The sequence below is a fragment of the Moheibacter stercoris genome (assembly GCF_040545805.1).
Classification (GTDB): Bacteria; Bacteroidota; Bacteroidia; order Flavobacteriales; family Weeksellaceae; genus Moheibacter; species Moheibacter stercoris.
Window position 1 is genome coordinate 387,415 of the sequence record NZ_JBEPMO010000001.1, and the last position, 19,814, is coordinate 407,228.

Genomic DNA, 19,814 nt, shown 5'->3' on the forward strand with positions numbered 1-19,814 from the left:
TTAAGGCGCAATGATATTGTTTCGATTCAGTCTTGCCAAAATTTGAGCTTCCCGAAATCTTCCCGTTTCAAATTCTATTTTACAAAAACTTGAAATTCAAAAATTTAGAAATTGTTAAACCAATCGTACAAATCAACGTTCGTTGGGATATTTAATTTTTTTCTGATGAGATGTTTCTTGTTTTGAACAGTTTTGGGTGCGATATATTTATACCTTGCCATATTTTTCGTCGGAATTTTCAGCTTCAACATCGCACAAATTTCCAACTCCGAACTCGACAAATTTGGATTAATGGCAAGCAATCTTGAACTAAAATCACCAAACTTTTTGTCGAAATAAAGCAGAAAAGTAGGGTCGTTATTTTGCAGAAATTCCATCAAATGATTTAATTCTTCTTCTGATAAATTAATCTGGCTTTGTGATTTTTCTTGATTTGAATTCAGCTTTTCTTTTCTAAATCTTCGATAAAATAATAAACCTATTCCTATCAACACAAGCAAAGACGCAGCCATAATAATGTGAAGAATTTGTAGTGAAGAATTAGAAGTTTTCTCTTCTTTTAATAAAGTTTGAAGAGATTTTTTCTGACTTTGCGTGATGCGTAATTCAAGAGAATCCAACTTATTCTTATAGTTCTTGGCTGCAATAGTATCATTTAATCTTTCGTATGATTTAATGATGTTTTGATACAGTAACCGCGTGTTTAAGTGATTTTTATATCCAGTTATTTTTTCGGCAAAATGGAAATTTATCAAAGCCTTCTCAAAATTCTCTTGTTTGAAAGCAACATTTCCTATTGTTGAATAATTATTAAACTCTATATCATCTCGGTCATAATTCTTTTCAGAAGCCAACGATAACTCCGCAAAATAGACAGCCGAATCTTCCCTGTCCAATTGATAATTCACCACTGCGAGATTGGAATGGTGGATATATAGCAAACGATCTTTTAGAGATTTGTTTTGTATTTTTTTAAAATATTTCCCAGCAATATGAATGTATTCAAACTGCTTTTGAAAATCTTTTTGCTGCGAATAATAATTGGAGTTGGCAATATATATATCGGCCAAAGTAAGCAAGTCCAATTCTTGATCTTCCTTTAGACTTTCCGCCAATTTTGTTCCCAATTGAAGCTCATTGAAAGCTTCTTCTTCCAAATCACTAAAGATGAGTGCTTCAAACAAATGTTTTCTGGCCATTACCTCATAGGTAATTTGTTTATATTCTTGAGCCTTAGTCAACAAGGTTTTGGCGTATTTCAACATTTGGTCAAAATCATTACGTACTTTGCTATAGGTACAATTTGCATCAAGCGCCATTAATTCTGCCCTCTGATCACCCAATTGAATGGCACGTTTTTTCAGCTCTTGAGTGTTCTCAAGATATAATTCTGGGTTTTTACCTAAAATTTCTTGCTGATTTCGCCTCCATTCACTCAAATCTATGGGCAAAATTTCTTGAGCTTTGGGTGAGATAAACCCCATCCATATAGTCAAGATTGCAAATAGAGTTTTGATTGGATTATGTTTGAATATTGATGGCAAAATGGAAAAATCTTTGAATAAAATTTGTACAAATATAGCCAAGCTCTTTTTGGAAATTCCTGTGGCTAGGTTTTGATTAGTATTAATAAGATTTACTTTTAAGCTAACATAATAATGATTAAGGCTTTATATAATTCGAGATTCAATAAAAAAAATCATTCTTTAAGAAGGTCAAATGACAAATTTGTTGAGATTAACAGTCATCCTTCCGACAACTTGTCAGTTTAATGACTTTTTTACTTTCCAAAATGTCAGAAATTGGGTGGAATAGTGAGCTTGACGAACTATGGCACATTTTTCGTCAGTATTGAGGTCAATTAATCTTAATATAAAATTTAGAAATATGTCAGAAATTACAATTAAACCATTAGCAGATCGCGTGGTAGTTTTACCAGCTCCTGCTGAAACGCAAACAGCATCAGGAATCATCATCCCTGATACAGCAAAAGAAAAACCTCAACAAGGAACAATTGTAGCTGTTGGTGGAGGTAAAGTTGACGAACCTATGACTGTAAAAGTAGGTGACAAAGTTTTATACGGGAAATATTCAGGTACTGAATTGAAATGGGATGGTAAAGATTATCTTATCATGAGAGAATCTGACATCTTAGCAATTGTTTAATTAATGACGTTTCAGGTTGCAGGTTTCTCGTTCAAAGTTTCCTGTCCTGATAATCACTTTAAACTTTGAACATCAAACTTTAAACTCAAAGAAAAATGGCAAAAGACATAAAATTTGATATCGAATCAAGAGACGCTTTAAAAAGAGGTGTCGATGCATTGGCAAATGCAGTAAAAGTAACATTAGGTCCAAAAGGTAGAAACGTAGTTTTAGAAAAATCTTTCGGTGCACCACACGTAACAAAAGACGGAGTTTCTGTTGCAAAAGAAATCGAATTGGCAGATCCAATCGAAAACTTAGGAGCTCAAATGGTAAAAGAAGTAGCTTCTAAAACCAATGACGTTGCCGGTGACGGAACAACAACTGCAACCGTATTAGCACAAGCAATCGTTCGTGAAGGATTGAAAAACGTAGCTGCAGGTGCAAACCCAATGGATTTAAAAAGAGGGATCGACAAAGCAGTTGCTGCTGTAGTTGCTAACTTGAAAGAACAATCTCAAGAAGTAGGAGATAGCTCTGACAAAATCAAACAAGTAGCATCCATTTCTGCTAACAACGACGATACCATCGGTTCTTTGATCGCAGAAGCTTTCGCTAAAGTTGGAAAAGAAGGTGTAATCACCGTAGAAGAAGCAAAAGGAACTGACACTACTGTGGACGTAGTAGAAGGAATGCAATTCGACAGAGGATACCAGTCTCCATATTTCGTAACCAACCCAGACAAAATGGTTGCAGAATTAGACAATCCGTACATCTTATTATACGACAAAAAGATTTCTAACTTACAAGACATCTTACCAGTATTGGAGCCAGTAGCACAATCTGGACGTCCTTTGATGATCATTTCAGAAGAAGTAGAAGGACAAGCATTGGCAACTTTGGTAGTAAACCGTTTGAGAGGATCTTTGAAAATTGCTGCTGTTAAAGCACCAGGATTTGGTGACAGAAGAAAAGCAATGTTAGAAGACATTGCAATCTTAACAGGGGGTACTGTGATTTCAGAAGAAAGAGGATACTCGTTAGAAAGCGCAACTTTAGATATGTTAGGAACTGCAGAGAAAGTTCAAATCGACAAAGACAATACAACCATCGTTAACGGAGCGGGTGACGAAGCACAAATCAAAGCGCGCGTAAACGAAATCAAAGCACAAATTGAATCAACAACTTCAGACTACGATCGTGAAAAACTACAAGAACGTTTAGCGAAATTAGCAGGAGGAGTTGCGGTACTTTATGTAGGAGCTGCTTCAGAAGTAGAGATGAAAGAGAAAAAAGACCGTATCGATGACGCATTGCACGCAACAAGAGCTGCAGTTGAAGAAGGAATCGTTCCAGGTGGAGGTGTAGCTTACGTTCGTTCATTGGCTTCTTTAGCAAACTTACAAGGTGAAAATGCAGACGAAACAACAGGTATCAGCATCGTACGTCGCGCTATCGAAGAACCATTACGCCAAATCGTTTTAAACGCAGGTGGAGAAGGTTCAGTAGTTGTAGCAAAAGTAAAAGAAGGAACTGCAGATTTCGGATACAACGCGAAAAAAGACGTGTACGAAAATATGTACGAAGCAGGGATTATCGACCCAACTAAAGTTTCACGTGTAGCATTAGAAAATGCAGCATCTGTTTCAGGTATGTTGATTACGACAGAAGCAGTTATCACAGAAATCAAAAAAGACGAACCAGCAATGCCACCAATGGGCGGTATGCCGGGGATGATGTAATTTATGATGAGTAGCTGGTACTTAGAACCAAGTATCAAGTACAATTCAAAAATTCAGAATAAAACAGAAGCGGACAGAAATGTCCGCTTTTTTTATACCAGCCCTGTTAGGGTTGCAAACCCTAACAGGGTTCAAACTACACAAATTGACAGTTTGCCCCGCTCCACGTTCTTTGCGTTAAAAAAGTATAAAACCTTTGCGTTCTCTGCGGTTAAAATCATAAATCAACAATCATCAATCAAAAAAAAAATTAAAATTTGGGCGTGCCCCCGCTGCTCCGTTGCACTCCGCGTCACGGTCGGGCTATCCGTTCCTATCTTTTTGGGAAAACTATGTGAAAACCAAAATTTATGGGGTGCCTAAGCGAAGTCGAAGGCATTATTAAAATGCAGATATCAACCCCAAAAAGGATATCCACTACTATCCCTCACTCAAACCCGATAAACCAACAAAATTCCATCCCAAAACACCTTTTTAAAAAAAAACATAAAACCTCTGCACCCTTTGCGTCAACCGAATTCAAAAACCTCCGCGCCCTCTGCGGTTTATAACTACCTAACCACTAATTTACCTTATTACGCTTAATTCCTAACTATTTCAAATCCGCAATCAGAAATCCACAATCAGAAATCTTAAATCCATCATCAAAATTTCCTTCAATTCCAAAGTCAATTCCTTGCAGAGCCTTTGGCAACTCCTGCAGGAGCTTTGGCAAGAATGTAATCATTCTAAATAACTACCGCAAACCCTTTCCCATAGCCAATCTTTAAATATTAATTTTCTGTCATTTTTCTATTCACTTTATTCTTAATTCTCTATTTTAAAATCAATAATCAGCAATCCAAAATCTCAAATCTAAACTCTACCTTTGCCCTATGGAGGAAAAAGAAACAATCCGACTCAATAAATACATCAGTGAAAGCGGATTCTGTTCAAGACGCGAAGCCGATCAATACATTGAAAACCGACAAGTAACCATCAACGGGCGCATTGCCAAAGTGGGGCAACACATCAAACCAGGAGATATTGTCAAGGTCAACGACGTGGAGATTGAGCCGAAGGATATCGAAATGGCCGTTTACCTTATGCTCAACAAGCCCGTGGGCATTACCTGCACCACCGATCTTTCAGATCCAGATAACATTATCGATTATTTATCGCTCGGACAACGTATTTTCCCCATCGGACGACTCGACAAAGATTCCCAAGGTCTTATCCTATTGACAAGTGATGGAGACATCGTCAACAAAGTTCTTCGTGCGGGTAACAACCACGAAAAAGAATACATCGTTACGGTTGACAAACCCATTACAGATGATTTCGTGAAACGTATGCAAACAGGCGTTCCTATTTTAGGCGTCAATACCAAAAAATGTAAAGTCGAGAAAATTAGCTCCAAGGTTTTTAAAATTATCTTGATTCAAGGATTGAACCGTCAAATCCGTCGTATGTGTGACTATTTCGGCTACAACGTGACCAAATTAGAACGTGTTCGTATTATGAACCTTTCGCTCAATGTGGGCGTAGGGCAGCACCGCGATTTAACCGCTGAAGAATTAGCCGAACTCAAACGATTGACCGAACAATCCGAAAAAAACGAAGAAGCCAAGGCGAATAAAAAACCAAAACCCAAAAAGCCCAAAAAAGAGGTTGTACAAGAAGTAACTTTCAAAAAGAAATACAAAAAACCATCCTCTCAAGCACGAGTAGGGAAGTCGAACCCTAATAAAAAATCCGGTGGAAAATCGGGTGGTAAGTTTGGAGGGAAAAGAAGATAAACCGCATTATTATAGAAAAGACCGATTTTTTTAAGATCGGTCTTTTTCATTTAAATTTTTTCAAATGTTAGCAAATCGACGCTTCCATCTCCGCCGCTCACATGTTTCAGTTCAATTTTGGTAGAGGTTTTCGTCACAATGTCCCAATCTTCCGAAATTTCCTCAAAAGGTGAATCATCTGCAGCTGTTGGAAAATCAATCACCAACTTATTTCCACTATCATCACCTCCATTGTTCCAAGTTCCCGTCATCGCCAATAAATCATTGGTTGCCGTTAGAACACCTGTCGATTTAAATTCAAACGCATATCCATTAAAATGAGTTGTTTGATTTGTGTTATCTTCCTGGAAAACTGTCACCTTCCAAGTTCCATCTATCAGAATTCCGGTTGTGTTTCCGTTATGCTGACCATCATCGTCGTCATTATTGGAACAAGAATTGATGAATATACCCATCAATAAGCCCAACATTAAAAATGAAATTGTTTTCATATCTTTGATTAGTTTCGACTATAACGTTTAATTTTAATCATTATTTGAATCACTAATAGAATAAATTACAGACTATGAAAAAAATACTAATCCCCACAGTAATGATGCTGTTTTTAGCCATCAGCTGTGAAACCAAAAAAGAAGAATCAGTAATAGATCCTCAACCCACAGAAGAATTTAAAGATGAACACAACGCCAAAAATTCTTTGGATTATGTAGGAACCTACAAAGGTGTTTTGCCTTGCGCAGATTGTGAAGGAATTGAAACGACCATTACCTTAAATCAGGACGAAACTTATACAAGTACTATCAAATATTTAGGGAAGTCCAATGAAGAAATCAAAGAAATTGGAGATTATACTTGGATGGAAGATGGGAACCGAATTAGCGCCGAAGGAATTGATACGCCACCTGTGTATTATTTCGTCGCCGAAGGGAAATTAATCCAATTGGATACTGAAGGAAATGAAATTTCAGGAAATTTGGCCAAAAACTATGAATTAATGAAACAATAAATAAAGTTTGGCACGGACTTTGTTATTTAAATATTCGGAATTTAGTAAAATAAATTGTCCTCATGTGTTAATTAAGATAAAAAGCTCCGTCCCTCAAACGGAGCTTTTTTCATTTATCCTTTTGCCATAAATTCTTCGGCTTTTTCGACCATACTTTTCGATCCACAGAAAAATGGAACACGTTGGTGCAATTCTGTTGGTTGAATGTCCATAATTCGGTTAAATCCGTCAGATGCTTTTCCACCAGCTTGTTCAGCAATAAATGCCATTGGGTTACATTCGTACAACAAACGTAATTTTCCATTTGGGCTTTTGGTTCCAGACGGATAAATATAAATTCCGCCTTTTAGCATATTGCGATGAAAATCTGCACACAAAGAACCAATGTATCTTGAGGTATACGGACGATTATCTTCTTCCATTTGACAATATTTGATGTAATTTTTTACACCTTGAGGAAACAACGCATAATTTCCTTCATTCACACTATAAATTTTTCCATCTTCTGGAATCTGCATTTTTGGGTGTGACAAATAAAAGGTTCCAATCGAAGGATTCAAGGTAAATCCGTTTACACCGTTTCCTGTTGTATAAATTAACATGGTAGAGCTTCCGTAAATCACATATCCAGCAGCGATTTGTTTGTTTCCAGGTTGTAAGAAATCTTCCATTTGAACAGGAGTTCCTTCAGGTGTTACTCTTCTATAAATGGAGAAAATAGTTCCAACCGAAACATTCACATCAATATTGGAAGACCCATCCAGAGGGTCAATTAAAACCACATATTTGCTTTTGGTAGAATTTTGTTGATTGACAATTTCAATAAAATCATCATTTTCTTCAGAAGCAATTCCACAAACCACTTCACGTTGGCTCAAGGTTTTGATAAAAACTTCATTGGCAAAAACATCCAATTTTTGTTGTTCTTCCCCTTGTACATTTTCCGCTCCAAATTTTCCCAAAATATCAACCAAACCTGCTTGGTTTACTTTGTGGTTTACGACTTTTGTGGCTAATTTGATAGAGGAAATAAGACGGCTTAATTCACCGGTTGAATATTGAAAATCTTGTTGATTCTCAATGATAAATTCACCTAATGTTTGCCCTGATTCTAAATTCATGATGGTATTTTTTTGACTCATACAAATATCGAAAAATTATAAAACTTCCACCTTTTATTTCGTCAACAACATCATTATATTTGCTCATTTAATAGAATAGCCTAATCGCAAATGAAAGTTTTCAAGTTTGGTGGTGCTTCTGTCAAAGATGCAGAGGGAGTTAAAAATATTGCTGATGTCTTAGAGTTTACGGGATATAAGGAAACTTTTATGGTGATTTCTGCAATGGGAAAAACAACCAATGCTTTGGAAACTGTTGTTGAACTGTATTTTGAGAAAGGAGATTATGTTTCCAAAATCAAAGAAATTGAAGAACAACATCTAAAGATTGCAAAAGATCTATTTCAAGATTCCGAGGAAGTATTTTATTCAATTAATCAGTTTTTTGAGGATATCAATGCTTTTTTAAGACGAAATAAATCACCGAATTACAATTTTGTATACGACCAAGTGGTTTGTTGTGGTGAGTTAATTTCGACCAAAATTGTTAGCGCGTATTTGAATTCCATCGGAATTGAAAATACTTGGATTGATGTTCGTGATTTTATCAAAACGGATGATACCTATCGCGAAGGGAAAATCAATTGGTCTGAAACCGAAAAGAATTTCGCCAATTTGGAAAAAGGACCTTTTTACATCACCCAAGGATTTTTGGGATCTGATCCTAATTTCTTTACGACCACGTTGGGAAGAGAAGGATCTGACTATACAGCAGCCATAATCGCCTATTGTTTGGACGCAGAAAGTATGACGATTTGGAAAGATGTTCCAGGCGTAATGAATGCCGATCCAAGGTTTTTTGATGATGCACAATTATTGAACAAAATATCTTACGAAGAAGCCATTGAACTTGCGTATTATGGTGCTTCTGTTATTCACCCCAAAACCATGCAACCTTTGCGTCAAAAGGAAATTCCTTTTTACGTAAAATCCTTTTTAAACCCAGAAAATCCAGGAACGGAAATTCAAAAGGAATTACGATTAGATCCTTTTTTACCTTGTTACATTGTGAAAAAAGATCAAAATCTAATTACCTTGACGACCAAAGATTTTTCTTTTATTACCGAAGACAAGATCAGCGATATTTTCAATCGGCTGTATGCACTAAAAATCAATGTGAATATGATGCAGAATTCGGCCATCAGTCTTTCCCTTTGTTTGGAAGATAAATATTTGCATTTGGATGAATTTCTATTAAACGTAGAAAGCGGATATAAGATTGATTATGAAAAAAATGTATCTTTATATACCTTAAGACATTTCGATGAAAAATCTTCTTATTCGTTTTATAAAGGAAAAGAATTGCTTCGTCAAATCATCAAGAATACATTACAAATTATTGTAAAAGAATAATGGTTTTAGTCAATACAAAAGATATTATTCAAGCGGCTGGCTTGAAAAAATTAGGACCATTGGGGTATCCTATTGCATGGTTTTACAAACGATTTGGTGGAATCTCCAAAATCAATGATTTATACAATCGTGGGTATGGAAAGTCGGCTCCAGATTTTCTTCAGTTTTTACTGGAAGATTTGGATACCAAATATGAACTTCACGAGGAAGATTTGAAAAGAATCCCAAAAGAAGGACCATTCTTTATCGTATCCAACCATCCGCTTGGTGCCTTAGACGGAATTTTGATGATGCATATTATTGGTCAAATTCGCCCAGATTTTAAAGTCATGGGAAATTTCCTTTTGCATAAAATTAAGCCTTTGGAACCCATGGTGATTGCGGTCAATCCGTTTGAAACCAGAAAAGAAGTGTATAGCAGCAGTTCAGGAATGCGAGCAGCGATTCAGCATATCAAAGATGGTGGTTGTTTAGGCGTTTTTCCAGCAGGAGAAGTTTCTGCCAAAGATGATGAAGGAAATGTTTCGGATCGTGAATGGCAAGAATCAGCCATTAAGTTGATCAAAAAACTCAATGTTCCGATCATCCCCATGTATTTCAGAGCCAAAAATAGTCCCGTTTTCTACAGAATGGCTGCCATGCATCCCAATTTGCAAACGGCTATGTTGCCATCTGAAATGGTTCGTCCACGAACAAAACCCATTCAAATTCGCATCGGGAAACCAATTCTTCCCAAACAACAACAAGAATTTACGGACATTGAAAGTTTTTCTGAATTCCTTCGCAAGAAAACCTATGCTTTGTCTACCTATTATACCCAAAGCAAATCCTTGTTGGAAACTTTAAAAATTCCAACAACCATTTCCTTTAATTCCAAACCGAAAACGCCCAAAGCGATTGTGGAAGAGACTTCTCCCGAATTGATTGAGAAGGAAATCGACAATTTGAGAAAGATTCCAGACGCCTTGTTGTTTACCAATAATAATTACGAATGTTTTTTTACAAAAGCAGATGATATTCCCAATTTATTGAGAGAAATAGGTCGTTTGCGAGAAATTACTTTCCGTGAGATTGGTGAAGGAACCAACGAAGAAATCGATTTGGATCGTTATGATGTGCATTATCATCACCTATTTTTATGGGACCAAGACGCCAAAAAATTGGTCGGAGCCTATCGTATGGCGCTAGGGAAGGAGGTTTATGAGCAATATGGTGTAAATGGATTTTATTTAAACGAATTGTTCCATATAGAACCCGAATTGCATCCTTTTTTCAAAAAATGCATCGAAATGGGAAGAGCGTTTGTCGTTCCAGCCTATCAACAAAAACCGATGCCTTTGTTTCTTTTGTGGAGAGGAATTGTCCATGTTACCTTGCGAAATCCAGAACAGAAATTTATCATTGGAAGCGTTTCCATTTCCAATCAATTCTCCGATTTTTCTAAATCTTTGATGATTGAATTCATGAAGTCGCATTATTACGATCCGTATGTGGCGCAATATGTACGTCCTAAAAATGAATTCAAATTGAAACTAAAAGACGAGGACAAAGAATTCTTTTTTGACGAAGCAGAAGCCGATTTGAATAAGTTTGATAAGTTGATTGATGAAATCGAACCAAACGTTTTAAGACTTCCTGTATTGATCAAAAAATACATCAAACAAAATGCAAAATTGATCGGATTCAATGTCGATCCAAAATTCAATGACGCCATCGATGGATTGATGTACATCAGAATTTCTGATTTACCAGAAAGCACGGTGAAACCAGTTTTGGAAGAATTTCAAGCCGAATTAAACAAAAAATTGGCGCAGAATAACGGCTCAGAAACGGAGTAGTTTTTTATTTCTTTTTGTCGGTTTATCCTCATAAAATTCCAATAACCAAACCACGGTACAGCCTGCTAAATAAGCCCAAATATCGTTGAGGTCAAAGGTCGTCCCGATGATGGTGGAAAAGAATTTTGAATCTTGGAGTCCTAGTTTTTCTACTAAATGAAAAGCTTGAGATATTTCGACCAAAATCGCAAAAATTCCAATGCCAATGATGGTCTTTTTCTTGTTCCATGCAAAAAAAGATTGGATGAAACAATAGATCAAGATCACTACCAAAACATCGCCTACAGAACCGCGGATCATCGGATTGCTTACATACAATGCTATAAGAATTTCCACAATCAATAACCCAATAAAAAGTAGAAAGTATTTTAAATCAAATCGAAACTTCATGTTTCTAAAGTACTAAAAAATCCTTTTACAAACATAAAAGGACTTTGATACACATTTTAAAAATTGAGAATGAGAGAACCCTTTGTGTGAAATTTTAAGGGAATCTAAATCTACTAATTACACAATATTCAGTACAAAAATCAGCTAACACCAAGAAATTCAATAGGTAAAATTTATCAACTGCGAATTTGACTTGATAAAAAGTTTGAAACCTTAGTTCAAAAAGAAACTAGGAAGATTATTTGGGAAGATTTTGGATAATTTCTAGAACTTCTTGCAAAGTCTCTTGAGGGGTCAATCTTCCATTGTCCACCAAAACCGCATCATCGGCTTTTCGTAAAGGAGAAACTTCACGCGTAGAATCGATACGATCGCGTTCGTTGATGTTGGCGACTACTTCCTCAAAGCTTGCAGGGTGATCGGTTTTTAGCATTTCCTCATAACGGCGTTTGGCGCGTTCTTCAGCTGAAGCATTCAAGAAAATCTTCAAATCAGCATCAGGAAAAACCGTAGTCCCAATATCTCGACCATCCATCACAATGCGTTTGTTTTTGCCCAATTTTCGTTGCAATTCCACCAAATGAGCGCGTACTTCAGGAATTTTGGCAATCAAACTTACCTTGGACGAAACTTCCATCTCACGGACTTTTTCTTCTACATTTTCACCGTTCAAGTAAATTTCATTTCGACCCGTTTCAGGATTCCATTCAAAATGTACATCGATAAATTCGAGCTGTGGCAACAATTCCGCCTCGTTGATTTCCTCACCATGAATCATCCCATTTTCCAATGCATACAAAGAAATAGCGCGATACATGGCACCACTATCAATGTGCAAATAGCCCAACTCCTTTGCCAATAATTTGGCAAGAGTACTTTTACCTGTGGACGAAAATCCGTCTATCGCAATGATGAGGTCACGCATAGGGCAAAGTTAGAATTAAGAATTTAGAATTAAGAATTTTTGATTTGAAATTTATTTCGATTTGTACGAACAACTCATAAATCGAAAATCAGCAATCCAAAATCTCAACTCAATCTTAGGGCGTGTCCCCGCCGCTCCGTTGCACTCCGCGCCGCGGTCGGGCTCTCGGCACTCGCTTTCCCGAAAGCTTTCGGGAAGAGCTCAAACAATGCCTCCATCCCTCACGCAATTGAAAGGTAGAAAGTAGAATTCAGAAAGTAGAAAGAAGAGAAGAGTAGTGAAGGGAGAAAATAGAAATAAATTATAAATCAATGATAGCAATAGGAAGGCTTTTTCTTACTAACCTTAACCACCTTAATACCTTATTGTTTTAAATCAGAAATCAGCAATCAACAATCAGAATTTAATAATACGGATTGCTTCTCCAGTAGTTTCGACCTTGAATCAAACGGTCTAAATTGATGATCATTCCGAAATGCGTAGAATTGGCACCTCGATAATAATTGGCATGCGCAAAATCAAAGCGGAACGAACTAATTCGCAAACCAAATCCATAGGTCAATCCGGCAAAAGTTCGTTTATCATCAATTGCCAATTCATTTCCACGTTTGAAATTATAGCCTAAACGTAAATTGAATCCTCTTCCTGGAAATAATTCGGCTCCCATCGAAACGTGATCAATGAATTTTCGTCCAAATTTCGGTTCGTTTCCATTGTCATCAACTCCATAGGAAATATCAAATTTCTGTAAATCATGCAAAGTTAAACTCAATTCCAAAGGCACGTGTTCCAACCTATGAGACATTCCTAAATTAATTTGCAAAGGCATTTTTTCTTTCGTGCCTGCATAGGTTTGCAATTGAAACCCTAAATTTCGAACAGCCAAAGAAACATTGGTATTATAGTCGATATCGTGGAAAACAATTCCGACATCAGCCGCAATGGCATGAGACGAATAACTTTCAATTCTTGAATTGATGTATTTTGCACTTGCTCCAACGGTGAAAAAATCACTTAGATTCAAAGCGTATCCCAAGCTGATCATAGCGTCTTTCGCAGAGAAATCACCGGTTAAATTTCCATTTTCGTCTGCACCTCTGAAATCACCATAATCGATGTATTGAGCATTCAAGGAAAAGAATTCATCATCATCGTACTGATAAACCCCAGAAAAGGTTCCAAATTTCACATCAGCCATATAACTAACGTAGTTCAATGCCACTTGCCCATGAGATTGTTCATTGGCCAAGGCTGGATTCCAATACGTCATATTGGGGTCTGCATCCCACATGGATTGAGCATTTCCACCCAAAGCTGCTTGACGCGGTGAAGTTGTGATGTTGACAAATTCGTAAACGCGTGTACCATCTTGGCCAAAGCCAAAGACAGTCAAGAATAAAAATACAAACGCAAGCTTTTTTGTCATCACGCAAAAGTAACAATAATGTACATAACGCAATAAGCCTTTTTTTCTTGTATGAAGAACATCTTTTAAGATAAGAAATTTTTTTCAAATTTCAAATGCTCCAAATCATTTCGTAAAACCAATCTTTTGAGGAACTTAGAGCTAGAAAATAAAAAGATTAGTAAATCATTTAAAAGCAAATTGATATGAAACAAAGAGTTCCCGTTACTGAAATCATGACCAAAGATTTGGTAAAATTAGATCCAACCCAATCCTTGTACGATGCCGAAAAGTTATTCAACAAACACAGCATTCGACACATTCCAGTGGTAGAAGGAGATCGAGTTGTAGGAGTTATTAGCCGTTCCGATTTGTTGCGAATTAGTTATGCTGATTTAAATGAAAATGAAGAAACTGTTGATTCGGTTGTCTACGATATGTACACCCTTCCACAAGTAATGACGCGAGTTCCCGTAACGGTAGAATCTGACACAACCATCAAAGAAGTAGCTGAAATTTTATCCAAACAAAGTTTCCACTCCATTCCCGTAGTAGAACAAGGAAAATTAGTAGGAATTGTTACCACAACCGATTTGATTAATTATCTACTAGAACAATATTGAGTATAGTGTGAATCTCTTTATAGAGTTGCTCCGTTGAGTTTATTAGTTTCTCAGCGGAGTTTTTTGTGCAATAAAAACCCTGTCAAAGTTCAAAACTCTGACAGGGTTGTTCTATCTTTAACTTGAAACCAAGTATTAAATCAATCCTTTTGCTTTTTCCAAAGCTCTATCCAATCCAGAGACATCTTTTCCTCCGGCAGTAGCAAAGAAAGCTTGTCCGCCGCCGCCACCTTGGATTTCTTTTCCTAATTCGCGAACGATTTGACCCGCGTTCAATCCTTTGCTTTCAACCAATTCATCTGAAATTGAAACCGTGATCGATGGTTTTCCGTCGGCATCTGAAGCCACAACCAACAAAACATTTTCCAATTCTTTTCTCAATGGGAAAGCAATTTGTTTAATGGCGTTGGCATCCAAACTTGTACGAACCGCCAAGAAATTCACACCATTGATGTTTTGGAAGGCTTTTTTCCAGTTTTCTTTTTCGGAATTCGCTTGTTGCAACACAAATTTTTCCAATTGCGCTTTAAGGTCTTTGTTTTCATCGACCAATTTTTGAACCGCATCAATCGGATCAGCCGGATTTTTCAATTCCGCTAAAATCTGGTTGTATTTTGTAAAGGTTTCTTTCAATTCTTCAATCGCAGCAAGTCCCGTAGTCGCTTCGATTCGACGAATTCCCGCCGCACTAGAACTTTCGCTTTGCAATTTGAACATGATAACATCTGCCGTGTTTTGAACGTGCGTTCCACCACATAATTCGATCGAATCACCAAATTTGATCATTCGAACAACATCACCATATTTTTCACCGAACAAAGCCATTGCGCCTTCTTCCAAAGCCTTTTTGAAAGGAACCGAACGTTTTTCTTCTAATGGAATTCTTTCCACAATGCGCATATTCACCAAACGAAGAACTTCTTTGATTTCTTCGTCGGTCATTTTATTGAAGTGCGAAAAATCAAAACGCAAATAATCTGGACCTACATACGAACCTTTTTGTTCCACGTGCGTACCTAAAACTTCACGCAAAGCTTGGTGTAACAAATGCGTTGCGGTGTGGTTACGCATGATGTGATTTCTACGCTCCACATCTACTTGTGCATGAAAACTTGCATTCAAGTTCGAAGGCAATTCCGTTGTGAAATGAACGATTAAGTTATTTTCCTTTTTGGTATTGACAATTTCAATTTTCTCAAATTCACTTTCGATCCATCCGGAATCACCAACTTGTCCACCGCTTTCTGCGTAGAAAGGAGTCGCTTGGAAAACCAATTGATAAAAAGTTCCGGTTTTATTTTCGACTTGACGGTAACGCGTGATTTTCACGTCAGCTTCCATATAATCGTATCCAATGAATTCTTCGGTTGCATCCTCCATCAAAATCGTCCAGTCAGAAGCTGAAAAAGAAGTCGCCGATTTGGAACGTTGCTTTTGCTTCTCCATTTCTGCTTCGAATCCTTTTTCGTCAATCGTCAAATTCTTCTCTTCGGCAATGATTCTAGACAAATCTGCAGGAAATCCAAATGTATCATACAATTCAAATACGACATCACCTGGAATTTCTTTGATATCTGAATTGTTTTGAATGAAATTATCCAAACGAACCAAACCTTGTTCGATAGTACGTAAGAAATTCGTTTCTTCCTCTTTAATAACTTCGGTTACCAATTGTCCTTGTTTTTCCAATTCTGGGAAGAATTCGCCCATTTGATCTCTGAAAATTGGAATTAATTTATAGATGAAGGCTTCATTCAAACCCAAAAATCGGTAGCCATAACTGATGGCACGACGTAAAATTCGGCGAATTACATATCCAGCACCTGTGTTTGAAGGCAATTGTCCGTCGGCAATCACAAAAGAAACCGCACGTAAATGATCCACCACCACGCGGAAGGCAATATCGGTCGCTTCAGCAGCACCATATTTTTTTCCTGAAATTTTTTCCAATTCAGCAATCAAAGGTTGGAAAATGTCGGTATCGTAATTCGAAGTTTTTCCTTGTAAAACCATCGCCAAACGTTCAAATCCCATTCCCGTATCGATGCTTTTCGCAGGTAAAATTTCCAAAGAACCATCGGCTTTGCGCAAATACTCCATAAAAACCAAGTTCCAAACTTCAATTACTTGCGGATGGTCCATATTGACCAAATCTTTCCCAGGAACTTTTGCTTTTTCTTCTGCCGAACGTATGTCCACATGGATTTCCGAACAAGGACCACAAGGACCCGTCTCACCCATTTCCCAGAAGTTATCTTTTTTATTTCCAAACAAAATACGGTCTTTGGCAACGTGCGCTTTCCAAAGCTCCAACGCTTCATTATCCTGCGCCGTTCCATCTTTTTGATCACCTTCAAAAACCGTTACGTACAGATTTTCCTTAGGAATTTTGTACACTTCCGTCAACAATTCCCAAGCCCAATCAATCGCTTCTTTCTTGAAATAATCGCCAAAAGACCAGTTTCCCAACATTTCAAACATGGTGTGGTGGTAAGTATCTTTCCCCACATCGTCCAAATCGTTATGTTTTCCAGAAACACGTAAACATTTCTGCGTATCGGCAATACGTTGAGATGTTGGTTTTTTATATCCCAAGAAGAAATCTTTGAATTGCGCCATCCCCGAATTATTGAACATCAACGTCGGGTCATCCTTCAAAACGATTGGCGCAGAAGGGACGATTAAATGTTGTTTGTTTTCAAAGAATTCTAAAAATTGTTTACGTATTTGTTTGGAGTCCATTTAATTAAATTTATTTTACCATTTCGTTAACAACAACGGGGTTATTTTTTCCGTTATTTTGTCGAGCACACAAAGATAATAATTACACTTGTAAGAATGGGGGAAAAAAAATACAAATACAACGCACAAACCACCACCTTAAAACCTATTAAAAATAAAGGATTACGTAAAATTCGTAACCTAATTGCTTTTTTGATTGTAACCGCTTTTTTCGGAATCATATCCGGATTCATTTTCAGCAGTAAATTCAATACGCCAGAAGAAAACACTTTGGCTGCAGAGTTAAAAGAAATGAAATTTCAATACGAATTGTTAAATAAAAAAGTCAAACAATCCCAAGAAGTTTTAAGTCAAATCGAAAATCGCGATAACAATATATACCGTAGTTATTTTGAATTGGATCCGATTCCAGAAGATGTTCGTAAAGCAGGATTTGGTGGAGTCAATCGCTATTCAAAATTTACCGATTGGACCTATGGAGATTTGGTGACAGATGTTGCCAAAAATATTGACATTTTGAACAAGCAAATGGTGATTCAATCCAAATCATTGGATGAAGTAGTCATCAGTGCAAAAGAAAAAGACAAAATGTTGCGTCATTTACCCGCAATTCAACCAGTTGCTAATAAAGATTTAACGCGTTTGGCTTCTGGATTTGGTATGCGTATGCATCCGATTTTAAAAATCAGTAAAATGCATGCTGGAACTGACTTTTCAGCACATGTTGGAACGCCAATTTATGCAACCGGAGATGGGAAAGTAAAACTTTCTGGACGTGAAGGCGGATACGGAAATTTGGTCATTATCAACCATGGATACGGATTTGAAACCCTGTATGCGCATATGCAAAAATCAAATGTTCGTACAGGTCAATCTGTGAAAAGAGGTGACATTATTGGATATGTTGGAAATACAGGACTTTCGACGGGTCCGCATTTACATTATGAAATCCACAAAGACGGTAAGCCGATTGATCCAGTAACTTATTTTTATCAGGATGTAAGTCCAGATGAATTCAAAATTTTGCTTGACAAGTCTCAACAAATGTCTGTATCTTTGGATTAATGCAAATTGAACTACCAGATAAACTTTATTATAGCATCGGCGAAGTAGCCAAAGCATTCAATGTGAACGCTTCATTGCTGCGTTTTTGGGAAAAAGAATTCGATGTGATTTCGCCTAAAAAAAATAAAAAAGGAAATCGTTACTTCACACCCGAGGACATCAAAAACCTCAAATTAATTTATCATTTGGTCAAAGAAAGAGGCTATACATTAGAAGGAGCAAAGGTTGCATTGCAAGAAAAAGTAACCATTAAACATGACGTAGAGCTGATTTCACGTATGGAATACATACGCGCAGAATTGGTGAAACTCAAAGAAAGCTTCGATTCAGAAGAAATCTAATTCATAATTTTTTTGGGGCGTGACCCCACCGCTCCATTGCACTCCGCGATGGCGTCGGGCTATCCGCTTCAATCTTTTTTGTGCCATGCTGTGCTTTGCTTGTCCGTCGATAGAGAATCGAAGCACAAAAAAGGATTTTCTCTTCTATCCCTCACGCATTTTAACGTAGAAAGTTCAACGAGACCTCAGAGAGGTTCAAATAGCTGTAATTAGAATAAGTTTCAACGCCAACACGACTTCGGAGAAGTCAAATAGCTGTAACTAGAATAAGATTCACGACCAAACCGACTTCGGAGAAGTCGTATAGTCCTCCCACATCCAACCTCCCACTTCCATCTTCCTACTTCGAGCTTCCTACTCCCAACTTCCCTCTTCCCACAAGAAAACTACCCTCTATTCTTCACCTGTATGCTATATACTATATCTCTTGCTGTACTTCTGGGCATAATTCGAGGAAGGAAAGCCAAAAATTTACAAGAAGCAGATGGTAGGCAAACAATTTTGCCTTTTCTCATTTTTTGAATTCCATATTGAGCAACTTGTCGAGGATCGCTATTCATCGATTTGATTTTCGCTTCTTTATTGGCCGAAACATTCTTACGGAAATTGGTATTAACTACTCCTGGACAAAGTACACTTATTCTTACTTTTGAGCCCTTATTCTCTCGGGCAATGGCTTCGGTAAACGAAATCAAAAATGCTTTGGTCGAATAATATATTGACATCAAAGGCCCTGGTTGAAATCCAGCTAAAGAAGAAACGTTCAAAATTTCTCCTTCATTTTTTTGAAGCATATCTTTCAAGAATAATTTCGTCAAGGCAATCGGTGTCAATACATGTACTCCTGCCATGTTCAATTCAGCGGTCAAATCGGTTTCAGAAAAATTTCCAAAAACACCAAAACCAGCATTGTTAATCAAACCATAAACATTTAGATTATGTGAAATGGTGAAATCGTAAATTTCTTGAGACGAATGAACCAAGGATAAATCTTTGACTAATATTTCGATGTGGATATCGTGGAGACTTTGGAGATTTTCAGCGGTTTCTCGCAACATTTTTTCATTGATGTCTACAAGAATTAACGACAAACCTTCTTCAGCATAAAGTTTCGCAAATTCTTTCCCCAATCCCGAGGCGGCACCTGTGATTATGATGTATTTTGTTTTGATAGGATGTTGATTTTGTGTTAAATATAGAAAAATCTTTATTCAAACCTACCTTAACTTGTGGAAATTTTCTGAAATTGACACTTTATTAAATTGCCCTTTGTTTATAAATACCTGACCAAATTTTGCCTTAAAATTCGTAACTTTCAACCTTTATTCAAGTCCAAAATT

The 19,814-nt window shown here is 37.1% G+C and carries 17 protein-coding genes; 9 read left to right on the plus strand and 8 right to left on the minus strand.

Annotated features, from left to right (window positions below):
* Positions 1-104: 104 nt before the first annotated feature.
* Positions 105-1,544 (minus strand): helix-turn-helix transcriptional regulator, encoded by a 1,440-nt coding sequence (locus ABID46_RS01665; RefSeq protein WP_354506245.1) that lies wholly within the window; start codon positions 1,542-1,544, stop codon positions 105-107.
* Positions 1,545-1,887: 343 nt separating this feature from the next.
* Between ABID46_RS01665 and ABID46_RS01670 the strand changes: the two genes are divergently transcribed.
* The 3 genes from ABID46_RS01670 (at position 1,888) to rluF (ending at position 5,665) form a co-directional block, all read left to right on the plus strand.
* Positions 1,888-2,166: a co-chaperone GroES gene (locus ABID46_RS01670; protein WP_354506248.1), complete on the plus strand. Its 279-nt coding sequence runs from the start codon at positions 1,888-1,890 to the stop codon at positions 2,164-2,166.
* Positions 2,167-2,261: 95 nt separating this feature from the next.
* The gene (gene groL, locus ABID46_RS01675; RefSeq protein ID WP_354506251.1) at positions 2,262-3,887 is read left to right on the plus strand and encodes a chaperonin GroEL; all 1,626 of its coding nucleotides are present in this window, start codon (positions 2,262-2,264) and stop codon (positions 3,885-3,887) included.
* Positions 3,888-4,762: 875 nt separating this feature from the next.
* Positions 4,763-5,665 (plus strand): 23S rRNA pseudouridine(2604) synthase RluF, encoded by a 903-nt coding sequence (rluF, locus tag ABID46_RS01680; protein WP_354506254.1) that lies wholly within the window; start codon positions 4,763-4,765, stop codon positions 5,663-5,665.
* Between the two features lie 50 nt (positions 5,666-5,715).
* Here the strand turns inward: rluF and ABID46_RS01685 are convergent, their stop codons facing one another.
* Positions 5,716-6,156 carry a hypothetical protein gene (locus ABID46_RS01685; RefSeq protein ID WP_354506257.1) on the minus strand — a complete coding sequence of 147 codons (441 nt, stop codon included), beginning with the start codon at positions 6,154-6,156 and terminating at the stop codon, positions 5,716-5,718.
* Between the two features lie 74 nt (positions 6,157-6,230).
* Between ABID46_RS01685 and ABID46_RS01690 the strand changes: the two genes are divergently transcribed.
* On the plus strand, positions 6,231-6,671 hold the full coding sequence (locus ABID46_RS01690; RefSeq protein WP_354506260.1) for a copper resistance protein NlpE: 441 nt from the start codon (positions 6,231-6,233) through the stop codon (positions 6,669-6,671).
* A gap of 113 nt (positions 6,672-6,784) precedes the next feature.
* Here ABID46_RS01690 and fbp read toward each other — a convergent pair whose 3' ends face one another.
* On the minus strand, positions 6,785-7,792 hold the full coding sequence (gene fbp / locus ABID46_RS01695) for a class 1 fructose-bisphosphatase (RefSeq protein WP_354506263.1): 1,008 nt from the start codon (positions 7,790-7,792) through the stop codon (positions 6,785-6,787).
* 111 nt (positions 7,793-7,903) lie between these two features.
* Here fbp and ABID46_RS01700 point away from each other — a divergent pair, with 111 nt between their 5' ends.
* On the plus strand, positions 7,904-9,145 hold the full coding sequence (locus ABID46_RS01700) for an aspartate kinase (RefSeq protein ID WP_354506266.1): 1,242 nt from the start codon (positions 7,904-7,906) through the stop codon (positions 9,143-9,145).
* Complete coding sequence (locus ABID46_RS01705; protein WP_354506269.1) at positions 9,145-10,983, plus strand: bifunctional lysophospholipid acyltransferase family protein/GNAT family N-acetyltransferase; 1,839 nt, start codon at positions 9,145-9,147, stop codon at positions 10,981-10,983. Before ABID46_RS01700 ends, ABID46_RS01705 begins: the two co-directional genes overlap by 1 nt.
* Here the strand turns inward: ABID46_RS01705 and ABID46_RS01710 are convergent.
* The 3 genes from ABID46_RS01710 to porQ form a co-directional block, all read right to left on the minus strand.
* Complete coding sequence (locus tag ABID46_RS01710) at positions 10,969-11,373, minus strand: ribosomal maturation YjgA family protein (protein ID WP_354506272.1); 405 nt, start codon at positions 11,371-11,373, stop codon at positions 10,969-10,971. The genes ABID46_RS01705 and ABID46_RS01710 overlap by 15 nt on opposite strands.
* A gap of 238 nt (positions 11,374-11,611) precedes the next feature.
* Entirely contained in the window at positions 11,612-12,298 is a 687-nt protein-coding gene (gene cmk, locus ABID46_RS01715; protein ID WP_354506275.1) for a (d)CMP kinase, read from the minus strand.
* 403 nt (positions 12,299-12,701) lie between these two features.
* The gene (gene porQ / locus ABID46_RS01720) at positions 12,702-13,724 is read right to left on the minus strand and encodes a type IX secretion system protein PorQ (RefSeq protein WP_354506278.1); all 1,023 of its coding nucleotides are present in this window, start codon (positions 13,722-13,724) and stop codon (positions 12,702-12,704) included.
* A gap of 185 nt (positions 13,725-13,909) precedes the next feature.
* Here porQ and ABID46_RS01725 point away from each other — a divergent pair, with 185 nt between their 5' ends.
* Positions 13,910-14,326, plus strand: coding sequence for a CBS domain-containing protein (locus tag ABID46_RS01725; RefSeq protein ID WP_354506281.1), 417 nt, complete (start codon positions 13,910-13,912; stop codon positions 14,324-14,326).
* 135 nt (positions 14,327-14,461) lie between these two features.
* Here ABID46_RS01725 and alaS read toward each other — a convergent pair whose 3' ends face one another.
* Complete coding sequence (alaS, locus tag ABID46_RS01730; RefSeq protein ID WP_354506284.1) at positions 14,462-17,068, minus strand: alanine--tRNA ligase; 2,607 nt, start codon at positions 17,066-17,068, stop codon at positions 14,462-14,464.
* Between the two features lie 96 nt (positions 17,069-17,164).
* On the opposite strand from alaS, the gene ABID46_RS01735 reads away from it, so the two are divergent.
* Both ABID46_RS01735 and ABID46_RS01740 read left to right on the plus strand, forming a co-directional pair.
* Positions 17,165-18,133: a M23 family metallopeptidase gene (locus ABID46_RS01735; RefSeq protein WP_354506287.1), complete on the plus strand. Its 969-nt coding sequence runs from the start codon at positions 17,165-17,167 to the stop codon at positions 18,131-18,133.
* Positions 18,133-18,474: a MerR family transcriptional regulator gene (locus ABID46_RS01740; protein ID WP_354506290.1), complete on the plus strand. Its 342-nt coding sequence runs from the start codon at positions 18,133-18,135 to the stop codon at positions 18,472-18,474. Before ABID46_RS01735 ends, ABID46_RS01740 begins: the two co-directional genes overlap by 1 nt.
* A gap of 386 nt (positions 18,475-18,860) precedes the next feature.
* Here ABID46_RS01740 and ABID46_RS01745 read toward each other — a convergent pair whose 3' ends face one another.
* Positions 18,861-19,685: an SDR family NAD(P)-dependent oxidoreductase gene (locus ABID46_RS01745; protein WP_354506394.1), complete on the minus strand. Its 825-nt coding sequence runs from the start codon at positions 19,683-19,685 to the stop codon at positions 18,861-18,863.
* Positions 19,686-19,814: the final 129 nt, after the last annotated feature.

Excerpts from the sequence above, each read along its gene's own strand:
- ABID46_RS01740 (WP_354506290.1), top strand. The coding sequence starts at position 18,133 with ATGCAAATTGAACTACCAGATAAACTTTATTATAGCATCGGCGAAGTA.
- ABID46_RS01700 (WP_354506266.1), top strand. The coding sequence starts at position 7,904 with ATGAAAGTTTTCAAGTTTGGTGGTGCTTCTGTCAAAGATGCAGAGGGA.
- rluF (WP_354506254.1), top strand. The coding sequence starts at position 4,763 with ATGGAGGAAAAAGAAACAATCCGACTCAATAAATACATCAGTGAAAGC.
- porQ (WP_354506278.1), bottom strand. The coding sequence starts at position 13,724 with ATGACAAAAAAGCTTGCGTTTGTATTTTTATTCTTGACTGTCTTTGGC.
- groL (WP_354506251.1), top strand. The coding sequence starts at position 2,262 with ATGGCAAAAGACATAAAATTTGATATCGAATCAAGAGACGCTTTAAAA.
- alaS (WP_354506284.1), bottom strand. The coding sequence starts at position 17,068 with ATGGACTCCAAACAAATACGTAAACAATTTTTAGAATTCTTTGAAAAC.
- ABID46_RS01705 (WP_354506269.1), top strand. The coding sequence starts at position 9,145 with ATGGTTTTAGTCAATACAAAAGATATTATTCAAGCGGCTGGCTTGAAA.
- ABID46_RS01690 (WP_354506260.1), top strand. The coding sequence starts at position 6,231 with ATGAAAAAAATACTAATCCCCACAGTAATGATGCTGTTTTTAGCCATC.
- ABID46_RS01710 (WP_354506272.1), bottom strand. The coding sequence starts at position 11,373 with ATGAAGTTTCGATTTGATTTAAAATACTTTCTACTTTTTATTGGGTTA.
- ABID46_RS01735 (WP_354506287.1), top strand. The coding sequence starts at position 17,165 with ATGGGGGAAAAAAAATACAAATACAACGCACAAACCACCACCTTAAAA.
- ABID46_RS01670 (WP_354506248.1), top strand. The coding sequence starts at position 1,888 with ATGTCAGAAATTACAATTAAACCATTAGCAGATCGCGTGGTAGTTTTA.
- ABID46_RS01685 (WP_354506257.1), bottom strand. The coding sequence starts at position 6,156 with ATGAAAACAATTTCATTTTTAATGTTGGGCTTATTGATGGGTATATTC.
- cmk (WP_354506275.1), bottom strand. The coding sequence starts at position 12,298 with ATGCGTGACCTCATCATTGCGATAGACGGATTTTCGTCCACAGGTAAA.
- ABID46_RS01725 (WP_354506281.1), top strand. The coding sequence starts at position 13,910 with ATGAAACAAAGAGTTCCCGTTACTGAAATCATGACCAAAGATTTGGTA.
- fbp (WP_354506263.1), bottom strand. The coding sequence starts at position 7,792 with ATGAATTTAGAATCAGGGCAAACATTAGGTGAATTTATCATTGAGAAT.